Below are 14,128 nucleotides of genomic sequence, written 5' to 3'. Positions count from 1 at the left end.
GATGACCCAGACCTCCGCCCCCGCGGTCGACCTGATCGACCAGCTCACTGGCCTGGCGCCCCACAGCGCCACCCATGCGCTGCGCCACCGGCGCGACAAGGTCGTGGCCGCTACCCAGGGCAGCCATGACGCCCTGTTCGACCCGGCCCTGCCCGGCCTGTCGCTCGAAGAGCGCCTGCTGGTCGCGCTGTACGCGGCGCGCCTGACGCCGTCCGCGGCGCTGGCGGCGCACTATCGCGCGCGGCTGGAACAACTCGGCGCCGATGCCGCGCACGTGCGCGCCGCCGCCGAAGGCCAGCCTCAGGACATCGCCGAGCCGCGCCTGCGCGCGATGCTGGTGTTCACCCGCACGCTGATCGAAAAGCCTGTCGAAGGCGACAAGGCCGCGCTGCAGGCGCTGCCCGCAGCGGGCCTGAGCACGCCCGCCGTGGTCACGCTGGCGCAGCTGATTGCCTTCCTGTCGTACCAGGTTCGGCTGGTAGCCGGCCTGGACGCCTTGAAAGCATTGAACGACACCGCAGGAGCCCAGGCATGAGCGAGATCATCCAATCCCACGGCTTTACCAACGAAGTGCTGGACTGGAAGGCCTGGCTCGATATCGTCGAACTGGACCAGGCCACGCCCGAGCAGATCGCCGTGCTGGAAGAAAGTCATCCCAAGGCCAAGGTGCAGGACTATTACCGCTTCCTGGTGCACCAACCCGAGATCCTGCGCCAGCGCTCCACTGCCTTCAACGCCATCATGTACGCGCCCGGCGGCATGCCGCGCGCCGAGCGCGAGCTGGCCACCACGGTGGTGTCGCGCATCAATGGCTGCGTGTATTGCGCATCGGTGCATGCGCAGCGGTTCGAGCAGCTGGCCAAGCGCAACGACGTGATCAAGGAAGTGTTCGAGGATCCGCGCACTGCCGGCACTACCGACCGGGAAAAGGCGATCGCGCAGTTCTCGATCGCGCTGACGGAGCGGCCGGCGGCGGTGACCGCGGCGCAGCTCAAGCCGCTGCGCGATGCGGGGGTGACGGATGCCGAGATCCTCGACCTGATCCACTCAGTCGCAATCTTTGCGTGGGCGAACCGGTTGATGTTGAATCTTGGGGAGCCGGTGTTTCCGGATCAGGCTGAGAGCTGAGCGCTGAGCGCTGAGAGCTGAGAGCTGAGAGCCGAGAGCCGAGAGCCGAGAGCCGAGAGCCGAGGGCTCTGGCGCACAGTATACGCACGGGGCAAACCGAGTGTTCCTCCCCTCTCCCGCTTGCGGGAGAGGGGCCGGGGGAGAGGGCCGGCGGTGGCAGTACTGATCCGGTTCACTCCGTGGAGACTCCCGCCCTCTCCCCTGCCCCTCTCCCGCGCGCGGGAGAGGGGAGCCACAGCTTAGTTGCCGACGCCCTCGTAATGCACCGCCAACCAGACCGTCGGCTGCCCTTCGTCAGTCCACGCCACGCGATGCCGGCATTGCGCAGGCAAGTGCAGCCAGTCGCCGGGCCGCATCACATGCCGGCCTTCTTTACCCTCGATTTCCAGCGCAGCACTGCCGCTGACCAGCAGCACCCACTCGGCTTCCGCGCTGTCGTACCAGAACCCTTCCGGGCTGGCCTGCCCGTTGGAGACGATCCGCTCGATCTTCAGGCCAGGCCGCGCCAGCAGCGGCTGGAACACTTCTTCCGCCAGGTTCACCGGCACGTCGGCCAGCAAGCTTCCATGCTCGAGCACCATCACCGCCTCCCGAAGGTAACGTTGCGTTATTCCGCCGGCCCCGGCGCCAGCACGTCGCGCGCACCGTTGCGACCCATCGGCGATACCAGCCCGGCGACTTCCATCTGCTCGATCAAACGCGCCGCGCGGTTGTAGCCGATACGCAGCTGCCGCTGCACCGCCGAGATCGAGGCACGCCGGCTGGTCAGCACGAAGGACGCGGCTTCGTCGTACAGCGGGTCGGCTTCGCCATCGCCGCCGCCTTCGCCGAGCAGGTCGGCGCTGCTGGCCTCGGCCGGGTCGCCGGCCAGGATGGCTTCATCGTAGTCCGGCTCGCCAAACTGTTTCCAGTGCTCCACCACACGGTGCACTTCCTCGTCGGCGACGAAGGCGCCATGCACGCGCTGCGGGTAGCCGGTGCCCGGCGGCAGGAACAACATGTCGCCCTGCCCCAGCAGGCTTTCGGCGCCCATCTGGTCGAGGATGGTGCGCGAATCGATCTTCGACGAAACCTGGAACGCGACGCGCGTCGGGATATTGGCCTTGATCAGCCCGGTGATCACGTCTACCGACGGGCGCTGTGTCGCCAGGATCAAATGGATACCGGCGGCGCGGGCCTTCTGGGCCAGGCGTGCGATCAATTCTTCGATCTTCTTGCCGGCGACCATCATCAGGTCAGCCAGCTCGTCGATCACCACCACGATCATCGGCAGCCGCGACAGCGGCTCGGGCGCGTCCGGCGTCAGAGAGAACGGGTTGGGCACCTTGCGCTCCGCAGCTTCGGCAGCGCGGATCTTCTGGTTGTAGCCGGCCAGGTTACGCACGCCCAGTGCCGACATCAGCTTGTAGCGCTTTTCCATCTCGCCGACGCACCAGTTGAGCGCGTGCGCGGCCTGCTTCATGTCGGTGACCACCGGCGAGAGCAGGTGCGGGATGCCCTCGTAGACCGACAACTCGAGCATCTTGGGGTCGATCATGATCAGGCGCACGTCTTCCGGCGTGGCCTTGTACAGCATCGACAAGATCATTGCGTTGACCGCGACCGACTTGCCCGAGCCGGTGGTACCGGCCACCAGCAGGTGCGGCGCGCGCGCCAGGTCGGTGACCACCGGGTTGCCGGTGATGTCCTTGCCCATCGCCAGCACCAGGCGCGAGTGGTGCGCCTGGAACGAGGCGGCCTGGACGATCTCGGACAGCCGGATCATCTGCCGGCGCGCGTTGGGCAGCTCCAGGCCCATGCAGGTCTTGCCCGGGATGGTCTCGACCACACGGATCGAGGTCACGCCGAGCGCGCGGGCCAGGTCCTTCATCAGGCCCACGACTTGTGCGCCGCGCACGCCCATGGCGGGCTCTACCTCGAAGCGCGTGATGACCGGGCCGGCATCGGCGCCGACCACCGCGACGGGTACCTTGAACTCGGCCAGGCGCTGCGCGATCAGTTCACCAGTTTCACAAAGGCGCTCTTCCGACACCTGTTCGCCGCTGTCGAGCTGGTTTTCCAGCAGGTCGGCGGGCGGCAGGCGGTAGTCGACCGGCGGGCGGGGCGCTGGCGGCTCGGGAACCGGTGCGGGAGCGGGAGCGGGCTGGCTCATGGCCAGCGGCACCGTGCGGCCGACCACGGCCGGCAGGACGATGCGGGGCTTGGCCACGGGCGCGGCGATCGCGGGCGCGGTGATCTCGGGTGTTGCGGACTCGGGCGTTGCGAGCTCGGATGCAGACGTTGCTTCCGCAGGTTCTGCTGCCACCTCGACCGCGGCGGCCGCTGCGTCTTCCTCAGGCTCGATAGCCTCAGTTAACTCGATTGCTTCTACCGCTTCTACCGCTTCTACCGCTTCTACTGCCTCTACTGCCTCTACTGCCTCTACTGCCTCTACTGCCTCTACTACCTCTACTACCTCTACTGCCTCTACTGCCTCTACCGCCTCTACCGCCTCAACTGCCGCCTCTACCGTTTTAGCTGGCTCAACCTCAGCCAACTCGACAAAGTCAGCCGACTCCAGAACCGCGGCGGCTTCAACGGCCTCGACGACCTCCGCCTCGGCAGCAGGTTCGCCTGTTTCTCTATCGACTACGGCTTCGCCGACCAGGCCGTTACCGTCCATCAGCGTTTCCGTGTCCCGGTCGGCGGCAGGTTCGGTTGAAGCCGGTGCAGCTCCGCTCCCCTCCTCCATCGCCGAGGTAGCGACGGCCTGTGCCACGGCACCGGCATCGTGAGTGTCGTCAGCTTGCAGTGCGCCCACTGGCTGGCTTTCCGGCTGTGTTTCGTCTGGTTGGACCAGGCCGTCTGCTTCAGCCTTCGGCGCAGCATCGATTTCGGCCGCCGCAGCCGTCGCGACGGCAACGCCGCCTAATGCCGGCGGGGTTGCATGGCTTCCAGCGGCCTCGGCGATTTCCGGGATGGACGCGGGCTGCGCGCTAGCCTTGCCCGCCAGCGCCTGCAATTCGGCCAACAGGTCCAGCGCTTCCTGCCGGATCGCTGCCAGCGTGAAGGCATCGGTTTCGGCAATGTCCTTGTTGATGATTGGCAGCGCAGCCGTCTCCTCCGGCGCCGCAAGCGGCACCGAAGCGTCGGGCTCGATCACAACCGCGTCAGCTGCGACAGTCGTGTCGACCTCGGCCACCGGGGTGTCCGGCACCGCCGGCTCGGCGATGGCAATCGCAATCGCCGGTTCGACCGCTGCCTGGACGACGATGGCCGCAGCGCCAGGCGCAGCCACGCCGGCAGGCGCGAGGGCCGCCGACGGCGCCGATGGCGTCGTCGGCGCCGCCTTGGCCTGCGAATCCGGTAATGTCGTGATTGACGAGCGCACCAGAGGCTGGGGTTGCCGGAACGGGCTGCTGACCACGGTCGCGCGCGGAGGGTGCGCAGGACGTGCAGCCGCTGCAGCCGCTGCAGCCGCTGCTGCCGCTGCTGCCGGTGCTGCGGCCGCTGCGGGCTTGCGTGGCGCCGCAGCCTGCGCCGGTGCGGGCCTTGGCACCGGCGCCGCCTGCGCAACGGCCTGGGCCGCACCCGCCGCAGCGGAGGGTCCCGCGGCGCGCACGGTCTTGCCCGCCGCAGGCGCATCGGCAGCTTGCAGCCAGATCTCACCCGGCTGCGGCGGCGATTCACGGGTACGCCGCGGCGGCTGCCAGGCGGGCTGGCGCCGCGCCGAAACCGCTTCGAAACTGCGGTGGCGCTGGGGCGGCGCGCTCCAGTTGCCCTGGGCGCCGGTGGCGGCCTCGCGGCGCTCCGCGTCGCGCGGCGCCTGCGGCGTGGAGGTATTGGCGAAGGGGTTGGTGAACGCAGGTGCCGGGTCGTCTACCGGGGTATCAGAGGCCGCTGCGCGGCGAGGCTTGCGCGCGAACAGGCTGCGCCACGTTTCGCCGAACACCATCGGCGCCACCAGCGCCAGCACGCCCAGCATCAGCAGCAAGGCACCGGTCCAGCCGAGCAGGTTGCCGAACATGCCGGCAAGCGCGCGGCCGGCGGAACCGCCCGCGGTGGACTCCGGGTCGGCCCCTCCGGTGAGCGCCTCGAGGCAGGCGCTGGCACATAGCACGGCCAACGTACCGAGCCAGGTACGCAGCGAGCCCGGCCCGGCCAGCCGGCGATCGCCGGCAAGCCAGCGCCCAGCCATGCGCCAGACCAGCGGCACCACCCAGAAAGTCGAGAATCCGAACCAGCCCAAACCCATTATCGACATGCCATGTTCAAAACTACGGGCAGCGATTGTAGCGGGTATGGCAACGGGTCATTGAATCGGAAAGCGCAAATATTCGTAACGCAGCGCGTTTCGCCGGTTCTTGTCGCTGCTTTCGCTGCGTCATGGCGACAAATCCGCAGCGCTGGCCGTCATGCTCGCCCCACTGCTGGCCGGCGCACTGATGCCGCGCTACCATGCCCCGATGCGCTCGCCGCTCCCTCCCCTCCCATGCCGATCCGTTACGCTGCCCTGCGCATCCTTGTTGTCGAAGACCATCCGTTCCAGCGGCTCGCGGCCGAGCGACTGCTGCTGCAATTGGGGGTGCAGACCGTGGTGTCGGCAGAGAGCGGCATGCAGGCCGCCGAGTTGCTCGGGCGCCAGCCGTTCGACGCCGTGCTGTGCGACATCGAGATGCCCGGCGGCAATGGGCCGGAACTGATCGCCGAACTGCATCGCCGCGGCGCGCAGGCGTTTGCCGCGGCACCGCCGGTCTGGGTCTGGGTGACCGCGCTGGCCGAAGACATCCTGGAATCGAACCGGAGCCTGGCGCATGCCGCGGGCATTGCGCGCGTGCATGCATTGCGCAAGCCGCTCTCGCGCGATGCCGTGGAAGAAATCCTGGCCGCCGCTCTGGTGCCCGGCCCGGACGATGACGCAAACGATGGCGCACCCACGCCCCCCTGGTTGCCCGGCGATGCGGAGCTGATGGCGGCGGCGCGCTCGGGCGACGGCCTGCTGGTGATGCTGCAGCCGCAGCACGATCTTGCCAGCGGCCGGCTGGCCGGCGCCGAGGCGCTGGTGCGCTGGCGCCATCCGCTCCACGGGCTGCTGCGGCCCGATGCCTTTATCCCGCGCCTGGAAGCGCTGGATGCCGCCGACACGGTGCTTGAATTCGTCGTGCGCCAGTGCCTGGCGGCACAGCAGCGGCTGCAAGCCGCAGGCATCGACATCACGCTGGGCATCAACGCCTCGGCGCAGACCCTGTGCCGGCCGGGCGTGCTGGAGCAGCTGGATACGCTGGTGGCGGCCAGCGGCGTGTCGCCGCGCGCATTGACGGTGGAACTGACCGAAGGCTATCCCGTGCCCGATATGGTGGCGCTGTCGGTCGCGCTGAACCGGCTGCGACTGATGGGCTACGGCGTGGCGATCGACGATTTCGGCATCGGCATCGCCACGCTCAAGCTGCTGGCGGATTTGCCCTTCACCCAGCTCAAGCTCGACCGCTATTTCGTCGCGCAGATCGACGGCCATGGCCAGCGCGAAGCCATTTGCCGCCACATGATCGCGATGGCGCGCGACCTGGGGCTGGAATGTGTGGCCGAAGGGGTGGAAACGGAGGCGCAGCGCGCAGCGCTGAGCGCGCTGCGCTGCCCGCTTGGCCAGGGCTACCTGTGGTCGGCGCCCAAGCCCATTGACGCCTTTATCGCCGAGGCGATCGAGCGCGCGCCGCGCCCCGGCTAGCGCGGGCTATTGCCCCGCGCGGAACGGGTATTTGGCAAAGATCTGCCCCACGACCTTGTCAATCCGCTGCTGCGCATCGGCCTTGTCGCCGGTATCCACGCTGCCCACCGCCACGCCTTCCCACACCAGCTTCTTCTCGCGGGCATCGATCAGGTCGATATTGAGCGTGCCTTCGGTGTAGGTATAGACGTCGTTGTAGAAACCATAGCCGGGCCACGGCGCATAGAGGCCGCCGCGATAGCCGTAATAGCCCATCATCGGGGCCGGCGCCGGGCTGACCTGGACCTTTTCCTGCAACCGCGCGTTGAAGTTGACCAGCAGGTCCGGCGACTGCTGCGCGTAGCGGTAGCCGCGCGCGGTCATCTCGCGCTGTACCGCGCCCTTCAGGTACTGGGTGGTCAGGCTCTCGTATCCCTGCCGGTCGGTGCCCGGATGCTCGACGAAGCCGAAGCTGCGGTAGGCGCTGAAGTTGGCCGAGCGGTTGTAGTCGGTCTTGATGTCGGGAGCGCTGGCGCAGCCTGCCACGGTCAGCGCCACCGCCACCAGCGGAAAGGACAGCCGGAAGATTTTCACGATACGTCTCCAGAGGCCACGGTCACGCGTCCGCGCAGCACCCTTGCCCATCCACGGCACCGGAACGCGACAGTGCTGCCCGGCGCCAGACCCGCGGAAGCTAGTTGAGCTTACCGTTAATGCCGCCCACGCTGAACCTGCCGGCGCCCAGCAACGCCACCGCCAGCGCGGCCGCCAGGAACATCCCCTGCAACTCCAGCGCCCAGCCGCCGGTCTTGGATAGCATGCCGAACTCGTTGCTGTGCACCAGGAACAGCGCAAACAGCATGTTGATGGCGATGACGATCGCCGCCAGCCGGCTCCACAACCCGACGATCAGCAGGACCGGCGCCACCAGTTCGCCGATATAGACACCATAGGCGACCCAGGCCGGCAATCCCGCATCCGCGACCACCTTCGACACGAAACCGATGCCGGATGCGCCGGTCACCTTGGCGATGCCGTGCAGCAGGATCAGCACGCCAAGCACGATGCGCAGCAGCGCCTTGCCCAAATCCTGGGAACCCTGAGAGCCACCCATGGCCATTCTCCTTGCCGAGTTAAACGGGAACGGTCCGGCTCCCATGCGCCTTTACCCTCACGCGCGGGTGCCGCCCCTGTACCTTAGTGCGAGCCGGCGTGAAGGTAAAGCCGCAATTGTCAAACTTGCCCGTGGCGCGCCGATGCCCGCGCGGTCACCATCCGTGCCGCGTCTGCCCGCTCGCCGATCGCGCCACACGTACCCCAGGCGGGTCGGTGGCTAGACCACCCTGTGCATGGCCGGCTGCCTTGGTTCGACCATGCCGACCTTGCGCGCGCACTCAGGAAGGATTTCGCCCAGGAAATCGAGAAAGCGGCGGGTCGCCGGGGTGACGCCCTTGCGCGACGGGAATACCGCGTGCAGCGTGCCGACCGGCATCTCATATTGGGGCAGCAGCAGTTCAAGCTGGCCACTGTCGATGGCATCGCGGCAGTACATGCGCGGCAGCATGGCCACGCCCACGCCGGCGATCGCGGCCTCGCGCAGCAACGCGAATTCATCGGTGACCAGGCGCGGGTCGTAGGCGATCTGGATGGTCTCGCCGGGCTTGCAGCGCAGCGTCCAGACATGCTTGCCATCGTGCGGGTGCTGGCCCACGCCGGGCATGCCGTCGAGCGCCTGCGGCGTGCGCGGCCGGCCGATGCTGTCGAGCAGCCCGGGGCTGGCCACCAGCATCAGCTGGCTCTCGCCGAAGGTGCGCACGGCCAGGCTCGAGTCTTCCATCACCTCGCGCACGCGCAGCGCCAGGTCGAAACCCTCCGCGATCACGTCAACACGCCGGTTGGTCGCCTCCAGTTCGATCCGCACCGCAGGGTTGGCCCGCATGAAATGCCCAATAGCCGGCGCCAGCAGGATCTGCGCGATCGCCACCGGGCAGCTCACGCGCAGCGTGCCGCCGGGCTGCTCGCGCGCCTGCTCGATCACTTCGCGCGCGGCCTCGGCTTCGTTCAGCATGGCACGGCAACGTTCGTAGAACGACTCGCCGAGCGGCGTCACGCGCACCTGCCGCGTGGTCCGGCGCAGCAGCTGCACACCCAGGTCGCGCTCCAGCTGCGCAATGCGCCGGCTCAGGCGCGACTTGGGCACGCCGGTGGCACGGCTGGCCGCCGAGAAGCTGCCGTGTTCCACCACCTGCGCGAACAGGGACAGGTCGTTGAGATCTTGCATGACGGTTTGGCGTGGCGTTGCATCGATAGAACAATCATTTGCATTTTGCCTCACTACCGATACCAATGGCCAGCCAGTATCTTTCCTCCATCGCAACCGCACCTTCGTGGAGAAAGACATGAACATCCTGCAGATCGATTCCAGCGTCCTCGGCGACAACTCCGTTTCCCGCAACCTGACCGCCAGCGTGGTGGCCGACCTGGTCGCTGCCAACCCTGATGCCCAGGTCACCGTGCGCGACCTGGACCAGGATGCGCCGGCGCACCTGTCGGGCAACCTGCTGCCGGTGCTGGGCGGCCCCAAGGATGGCCTGAGCGCCGTGCAGCAAGCCGAGTTGGAGCGCACCGAGCAGTTCCTGGCCGAATTCCTCGCCGCTGACGTGCTGGTGCTGGGCGTGCCGCAGTACAACTTCGGCATCCCGAGCCAGCTCAAGGCCTGGTTCGACCGCATTGCGCAGGCTGGCCGCACCTTCAAGTACACCGAGAACGGCCCGGTCGGCCTGGCCGGCGGCAAGCGCGTGATCGTGGTGTCGTCGCGCGGCGGCGTGCGCCAGGATGCGAATACGCTGGACCTGCACGAAGTCACCGTCGACGTGGTGCTGCGCTTCCTCGGCATCACCGACATCACCTACGTGCGCGCCCACGGCCTGGCCATGGGTCCGCAGTTCCGCGAAGCCGGGCTGGCCAACGCCCGCACCGAAGTCGCGGCGCTGAACGACGCCACCCGACTGGCCGCCTGAATGGCTGACTGGGGAATGGCTCACTGAAGCCAGCGGGCCGCAGCGCACCGTGTAGGACGGCGCCTGCTCGCCCCGGCAACGGATCGGGTCTATGATGGATCGGGGCGCTACGGCGCCCCGCGTGCCATTGGCGGCACGCTGGCGCAGACAGCTGGAAGCGCCGGCCAGCCGCCTGCAGTCATCGATCGATCCATCCCCGGGAGCCCGCATGACTTCAGCCCTGTTGCCCGCCGCCGCCCTCCATCCCCCGCACGAACCCGCCCTGCTTTCGCAGTATCGCCACGTCCGCGCCAGCACCGAGACGCTGGTGGCCGACCTGTCCGATGCCGATGCCACCGTGCAGTCGATGGACGACGCCAGCCCGGCGAAATGGCACCTGGCGCACACCACCTGGTTCTTCGAGGAATTTGTGCTGGCCGCGCGCATCCCCGACTATGAACCGGTAGACCCGGACTACCGCTACCTGTTCAACTCCTATTACGAGGCAGCCGGCCAGCGCCATCCGCGCCCGCAGCGCGGGCTGCTGACGCGCCCGTCGCTGGACGAGGTACTGGCCTACCGAGAGGCCGTGGACGAATCGATGATGGCGCTGCTCGGCAGTGCCCAGACCGACGCCGAGGCCGCGCTGATCACGCTCGGCCTGCAGCACGAGCAGCAGCACCAGGAACTGTTGCTGACCGACATCCTGCACCTGTTTGCGCAGAATCCGCTGCGGCCGGCCTTTGCGCCGGAGCTGCCCGAGCCGGTGATCGCGGATCCGCGCCCGGCGCCCGAGTGGATCGGCTTCGACGGCGGCGTGGTCGAGATCGGCCATCGCGGCGAGAGCTTTGCCTTTGACTCCGAGGGGCCGTGCCATAAGGTCTACCTGCAGCCGTTCACGCTGTGCTCGCACCCGGTCAGCAACCGCCAGTGGTTCGAGTTCATCGACGACGGCGGCTACCAGACCGCCGGCCTGTGGCTGTCCGACGGCTGGCGCTGGGTCTGCGAGCAAGGCATCCAGGAGCCGCTGTACTGGGAAGCGCGCGAAGGCACGTGGTGGCAGATGACGCTGCGCGGCATGCATCCGGTCGATCCGGACAGCCCAGTCACCCATATCAGCTTCTACGAGGCGGACGCGTTCGCGCGCTGGGCCGAACGCCGGCTGCCGACCGAGGCGGAATGGGAGCACGCCGCGCGCAGCCTGCCGGCGACGGGGAATTTTGTCGAAGGGCGCGCGCTGCGTCCGCTGCCGGACCGGCAGAACACCTCGGGCGTGCTGCGCCAGATGTTCGGCGATGTCTGGGAATGGACCGGCAGCGCCTTCCTGCCTTACCCCGGCTTCCGCCCGAACGCCGGCGCCGTCGGCGAGTACAACGGCAAGTTCATGAGCGGCCAGATGGTGTTGCGCGGCGGGTCGTGCGTCACGCCCGAATCGCATATCCGGGCTACTTACCGCAACTTCTTCTACCCGCACCAGCGCTGGCAGTTCACGGGCGTGCGGCTGGCGGACGACGTCTAGGCGCTGTCCCCGGTGTTAGTTCAGCGTTAGCGCCGTGTTAGCGCGGCGTCAGCCAGCGCCAGGCCAGCCACGCCAGCAAGCCCCACAGCAGCACGATGACCACGGCGGCCGCGCGATGGCGCGGCCGTTGCGCATGGGTGGCCTGCCAGGCCTCGGCGCGGCCGCGGCATTCCTCCGTGACCGTGGGCGGAATCATCCGCAAAGCGAGCCAGATGCCCAGCGGCACCAGCACGACATCGTCGAGGTAGCCCAGCACCGGGATGAAATCGGGAATCAGGTCGATCGGGCTAAAGGCATAGCCGACCACCAGCACCCCCAACAGCCGCGCGCCCCGCGGCGTGCCGGGGTGGCGGCTGCAGAACCACAGCGTCAGCAGGCTGGCCTTGAGCCGCCGTGCCCACTGGCGCAGTCGGCCCGGCGCGGCCGGAGCGGGCGTAGCATCCATGCCGGGGCGCCTTACCAGCCCTTGGTCTGCGGCGCAGCCGGCGCATTGGCGGGACGCTGGCCGCCCGGCGTTCCGGTGGGCGCCTTCAGCGGCGGCGCCGGCACGATCGGCGTCTGCGGATACATCTTCTGCCAGCGCGACTTCAGGCCATTGGCGATCTCGGCCTGGTTGTAGCGCTCGGCAAAGTCGATCACGGTCATGCCCTGCTGGTTCTTCAGGCGCATGTCGGCGCCTTCGTCCAGCAGCAGCTTGACGGTCTCGATATGGCCGGCGCGCGCGGCCATCATCAGTGGCGTGGTGCCGTTGGGCGACTCGGCGTCGATATACGCGGCATGGTCGAGCAGGTACTTGACCACGTTGTTATGGCCGTTGGTGGCGGCGTAGTGCAGCGGGGTCCAGCCGGTCTTGTTGATCTCGGCCTCCATCTCGTCGACCATCAGCTTGACCATGTCGAGCTGTCCCTGCAGCGCAGCCATCATCAGCGGAGTCTCCCCCGCGGGGTTGGCCTTGTCGAAATCGATGTCCTTGGCGCGGATCAGCACCGTTGCCACCTTGAGCGACTTCTCGCGCAACGCCAGCACCAGCGCCGGGTTGCCGCGGCTGTCGACAATATTGGGATCGACGCCCTTGGCCAGCAGCTTCTTGACGGTATTGGCGTCGTCGAACTCGACCGCCTTGCGCATATCGTCGGCGGGCGCCGCCTGCGCCAGCGTGGCCGCTACCAGCACAACGGCGCCGGCAGCACGACGGACAAATTTCAGGTCAAACATGAGCATTCCTGTCGATATGCTTGAATAGGTTGAAGAAATTTTCCGTGGTCTGCTCAGCCACCTGCTCCACCGGCACCCCTCTCAGTTGCGCAATGAACTCGCCCACGTGGCGCACCCAGGCCGGCTCGTTGGTCTTGCCGCGGTACGGCACGGGCGCCAGGTAGGGTGAATCGGTCTCGATCAGCATGCGGTCGAGCGGCACCTTGCGCGCGGTCTCCTGCAGATCGGCGGCGCTCTTGAAGGTGACGATGCCGGAAAACGAGATATGGAAGCCCTGGTCCAGCGCCTGACGGGCAACCTCCCAGGTCTCGGTAAAGCAGTGCATCACGCCGCCCGTCTCGCCCGCGTTCTCTTCACGCATCAGCCGCAGCGTGTCGTCGGCGGACGAACGGGTATGGATGATCAGCGGCTTGCCGGTCTGGCGCGCGGCACGGATATGGTTGCGGAAGCGTTCGCGCTGCCATTCCATGTCGGCGATGCTGCGGCCGTTGAGGCGGTAGTAGTCCAGCCCGGTCTCGCCGGTGCCGACCACGCGCGGGTGCGCCGACAACTCGACCAGACGCTCGACGGATGGGTCCTCCCCCTCTTCATAGTCGGGATGCACGCCGACCGAGGCATACAGGTTGGGATGCTGCTCGGCCAGCGCCAGCACGCGCGGAAAATCCTCCAGCGTCACCGAGATGCACAGCGCATGCGTGACCTGGTTGGCGCGCATGTTTTCCAGCAGTTCGGGCAGGCGCGCGGCAAGCTCGGGGAAATCGATATGGCAGTGGGAATCGACAAACATGGGAAATCTCTTTTTTACTCGGCCACTCGGCCGCTCAGGCCTGCTGCTCGCCATCCACGCGGCGGCCGACGATGATCAGGTCGCGCTCGACGCCGTCCAGCACTGCTACGCGTGGGAGGTCGCCCCAGCGACTAAAGCCCATTGTGGCGAACAGGCCCAGGGCCTGGCGCGAGGCCACGGTGACAGGATCGGTGTCGGCGGTGACCATGCGCGACGGCACGGTGCTGTTGTAGATCGCCACAACGCCCGACAGGTCGCCGGGCTCGGCAATGTGCAGGGAAAAAGTGAGGAATTCATTAACAATCAATGGATTGCAAAACCATCTTCGCAATCTTCATAAGGTTTGCGTGGGGCGCCCGGACTCCAGCAGCTTGCCCAGGATCTCCTCCACCGCGCGGCGCAGGTTGCGCCCGTTGTCGTCATCGGGAAAGTGCACGCCGACGCCGGGGGTCTTCATCGGCGTGCCCGCCGGGGTTATCCAGGCCACCTGGCCCGCGATCTGATACTTCTGCGGCCGGTCCAGCAACGACAGCACCAGGAACACCTGCTCGCCCAGCCGGAACGGCCGGTTCGACGGCACGAAAATGCCGCCGCGTGCCAGGAATGGCATATAGGCCGCGTACAGCCCGGCCTGGTCCTTGATGGACAACGACAGCACATTGGGGCGCGAAGCCGCCCCGCTGCCTGTCGGTGCGCCCAGCGGGGCGCCCGGTGGTGCCCCGGTCACTGCAGTGTTCATGGTTGCCCCCCTGAATGACGATGCTGCTTGTTGTTATGGCTTTGCCTTGCAACGGCGC

Annotated in this window: 15 protein-coding genes; 5 read left to right on the top strand and 10 right to left on the bottom strand. The window is 67.6% G+C overall.

Going from position 1 to position 14,128, the window contains the following annotated elements; translation table 11 throughout:
• The first annotated feature begins 1 nt into the window (after position 1).
• Both ACIP1U_RS20090 and ACIP1U_RS20085 read left to right on the top strand, forming a co-directional pair.
• The gene (locus ACIP1U_RS20090) at positions 2-535 is read left to right on the top strand and encodes a CMD domain protein (RefSeq protein ID WP_400318330.1); all 534 of its coding nucleotides are present in this window, start codon (positions 2-4) and stop codon (positions 533-535) included.
• The gene (locus ACIP1U_RS20085) at positions 532-1,128 is read left to right on the top strand and encodes a peroxidase-related enzyme (protein WP_400318327.1); all 597 of its coding nucleotides are present in this window, start codon (positions 532-534) and stop codon (positions 1,126-1,128) included. Before ACIP1U_RS20090 ends, ACIP1U_RS20085 begins: the two co-directional genes overlap by 4 nt.
• A gap of 239 nt (positions 1,129-1,367) precedes the next feature.
• On the opposite strand, the gene ACIP1U_RS20080 is transcribed toward ACIP1U_RS20085, so the two are convergent.
• Together ACIP1U_RS20080 and ACIP1U_RS20075 are read right to left on the bottom strand one after the other, a co-directional pair.
• Positions 1,368-1,709, bottom strand: a complete 342-nt coding sequence (locus ACIP1U_RS20080) for a cupin domain-containing protein (RefSeq protein WP_400318325.1) — start codon at positions 1,707-1,709, stop codon at positions 1,368-1,370.
• Positions 1,710-1,735: 26 nt separating this feature from the next.
• Positions 1,736-5,362, bottom strand: coding sequence for a DNA translocase FtsK 4TM domain-containing protein (locus ACIP1U_RS20075; protein ID WP_400318466.1), 3,627 nt, complete (start codon positions 5,360-5,362; stop codon positions 1,736-1,738).
• Positions 5,363-5,599: 237 nt separating this feature from the next.
• Between ACIP1U_RS20075 and ACIP1U_RS20070 the strand changes: the two genes are divergently transcribed.
• A complete protein-coding gene (locus ACIP1U_RS20070) occupies positions 5,600-6,832 on the top strand; it encodes an EAL domain-containing protein (RefSeq protein WP_400318323.1) in 1,233 nt (410 codons plus the stop codon).
• Positions 6,833-6,838: 6 nt separating this feature from the next.
• On the opposite strand, the gene ACIP1U_RS20065 is transcribed toward ACIP1U_RS20070, so the two are convergent.
• The 3 genes from ACIP1U_RS20065 to ACIP1U_RS20055 form a co-directional block, all read right to left on the bottom strand.
• On the bottom strand, positions 6,839-7,456 hold the full coding sequence (locus tag ACIP1U_RS20065) for a DUF4136 domain-containing protein (RefSeq protein ID WP_400318320.1): 618 nt from the start codon (positions 7,454-7,456) through the stop codon (positions 6,839-6,841).
• Between the two features lie 49 nt (positions 7,457-7,505).
• Positions 7,506-7,925, bottom strand: coding sequence for a DoxX family protein (locus tag ACIP1U_RS20060; RefSeq protein WP_400318317.1), 420 nt, complete (start codon positions 7,923-7,925; stop codon positions 7,506-7,508).
• A 219-nt stretch (positions 7,926-8,144) separates the two neighbouring features.
• Entirely contained in the window at positions 8,145-9,092 is a 948-nt protein-coding gene (locus ACIP1U_RS20055) for a LysR family transcriptional regulator (RefSeq protein ID WP_400318315.1), read from the bottom strand.
• Positions 9,093-9,210: 118 nt separating this feature from the next.
• Here ACIP1U_RS20055 and ACIP1U_RS20050 point away from each other — a divergent pair, with 118 nt between their 5' ends.
• Positions 9,211-9,831, top strand: coding sequence for an FMN-dependent NADH-azoreductase (locus ACIP1U_RS20050; RefSeq protein ID WP_400318312.1), 621 nt, complete (start codon positions 9,211-9,213; stop codon positions 9,829-9,831).
• A gap of 208 nt (positions 9,832-10,039) precedes the next feature.
• Entirely contained in the window at positions 10,040-11,329 is a 1,290-nt protein-coding gene (egtB, locus tag ACIP1U_RS20045; protein ID WP_400318309.1) for an ergothioneine biosynthesis protein EgtB, read from the top strand.
• Positions 11,330-11,366: 37 nt separating this feature from the next.
• On the opposite strand, the gene ACIP1U_RS20040 is transcribed toward egtB, so the two are convergent.
• From ACIP1U_RS20040 to ACIP1U_RS20020, 5 genes are read right to left on the bottom strand one after another with little or no spacing between them, the layout of a single operon-like run.
• Positions 11,367-11,774: a YkvA family protein gene (locus tag ACIP1U_RS20040; RefSeq protein ID WP_400318306.1), complete on the bottom strand. Its 408-nt coding sequence runs from the start codon at positions 11,772-11,774 to the stop codon at positions 11,367-11,369.
• Between the two features lie 11 nt (positions 11,775-11,785).
• Entirely contained in the window at positions 11,786-12,544 is a 759-nt protein-coding gene (locus ACIP1U_RS20035) for an ankyrin repeat domain-containing protein (RefSeq protein WP_400318303.1), read from the bottom strand.
• Positions 12,537-13,331 carry a TatD family hydrolase gene (locus ACIP1U_RS20030; RefSeq protein WP_400318300.1) on the bottom strand — a complete coding sequence of 265 codons (795 nt, stop codon included), beginning with the start codon at positions 13,329-13,331 and terminating at the stop codon, positions 12,537-12,539. Before ACIP1U_RS20030 ends, ACIP1U_RS20035 begins: the two co-directional genes overlap by 8 nt.
• Before the next feature lie 34 nt (positions 13,332-13,365).
• A complete protein-coding gene (locus ACIP1U_RS20025) occupies positions 13,366-13,638 on the bottom strand; it encodes a hypothetical protein (protein ID WP_400318297.1) in 273 nt (90 codons plus the stop codon).
• A 27-nt stretch (positions 13,639-13,665) separates the two neighbouring features.
• The gene (locus tag ACIP1U_RS20020) at positions 13,666-14,070 is read right to left on the bottom strand and encodes a PilZ domain-containing protein (protein ID WP_400318295.1); all 405 of its coding nucleotides are present in this window, start codon (positions 14,068-14,070) and stop codon (positions 13,666-13,668) included.
• Positions 14,071-14,128 lie beyond the last annotated feature (58 nt).

Source organism: Cupriavidus sp. NPDC089707, from assembly GCF_044748965.1.
Classification (GTDB): Bacteria; Pseudomonadota; Gammaproteobacteria; order Burkholderiales; family Burkholderiaceae; genus Cupriavidus.
The sequence above is the reverse complement of the archived record's forward strand: the minus strand, read 5'-3'. Positions and strand labels throughout refer to the sequence as shown.

Coding starts and splice junctions, on each gene's coding strand:
- egtB (WP_400318309.1), top strand. CDS start 10,040: ATGACTTCAGCCCTGTTGCCCGCCGCCGCCCTCCATCCCCCGCACGAA.
- ACIP1U_RS20055 (WP_400318315.1), bottom strand. CDS start 9,092: ATGCAAGATCTCAACGACCTGTCCCTGTTCGCGCAGGTGGTGGAACAC.
- ACIP1U_RS20040 (WP_400318306.1), bottom strand. CDS start 11,774: ATGGATGCTACGCCCGCTCCGGCCGCGCCGGGCCGACTGCGCCAGTGG.
- ACIP1U_RS20085 (WP_400318327.1), top strand. CDS start 532: ATGAGCGAGATCATCCAATCCCACGGCTTTACCAACGAAGTGCTGGAC.
- ACIP1U_RS20035 (WP_400318303.1), bottom strand. CDS start 12,544: ATGTTTGACCTGAAATTTGTCCGTCGTGCTGCCGGCGCCGTTGTGCTG.
- ACIP1U_RS20075 (WP_400318466.1), bottom strand. CDS start 5,362: ATGGGTTTGGGCTGGTTCGGATTCTCGACTTTCTGGGTGGTGCCGCTG.
- ACIP1U_RS20050 (WP_400318312.1), top strand. CDS start 9,211: ATGAACATCCTGCAGATCGATTCCAGCGTCCTCGGCGACAACTCCGTT.
- ACIP1U_RS20070 (WP_400318323.1), top strand. CDS start 5,600: ATGCCGATCCGTTACGCTGCCCTGCGCATCCTTGTTGTCGAAGACCAT.
- ACIP1U_RS20030 (WP_400318300.1), bottom strand. CDS start 13,331: ATGTTTGTCGATTCCCACTGCCATATCGATTTCCCCGAGCTTGCCGCG.
- ACIP1U_RS20060 (WP_400318317.1), bottom strand. CDS start 7,925: ATGGGTGGCTCTCAGGGTTCCCAGGATTTGGGCAAGGCGCTGCTGCGC.
- ACIP1U_RS20080 (WP_400318325.1), bottom strand. CDS start 1,709: ATGGTGCTCGAGCATGGAAGCTTGCTGGCCGACGTGCCGGTGAACCTG.
- ACIP1U_RS20090 (WP_400318330.1), top strand. CDS start 2: ATGACCCAGACCTCCGCCCCCGCGGTCGACCTGATCGACCAGCTCACT.
- ACIP1U_RS20065 (WP_400318320.1), bottom strand. CDS start 7,456: ATGGGCAAGGGTGCTGCGCGGACGCGTGACCGTGGCCTCTGGAGACGT.
- ACIP1U_RS20020 (WP_400318295.1), bottom strand. CDS start 14,070: ATGAACACTGCAGTGACCGGGGCACCACCGGGCGCCCCGCTGGGCGCA.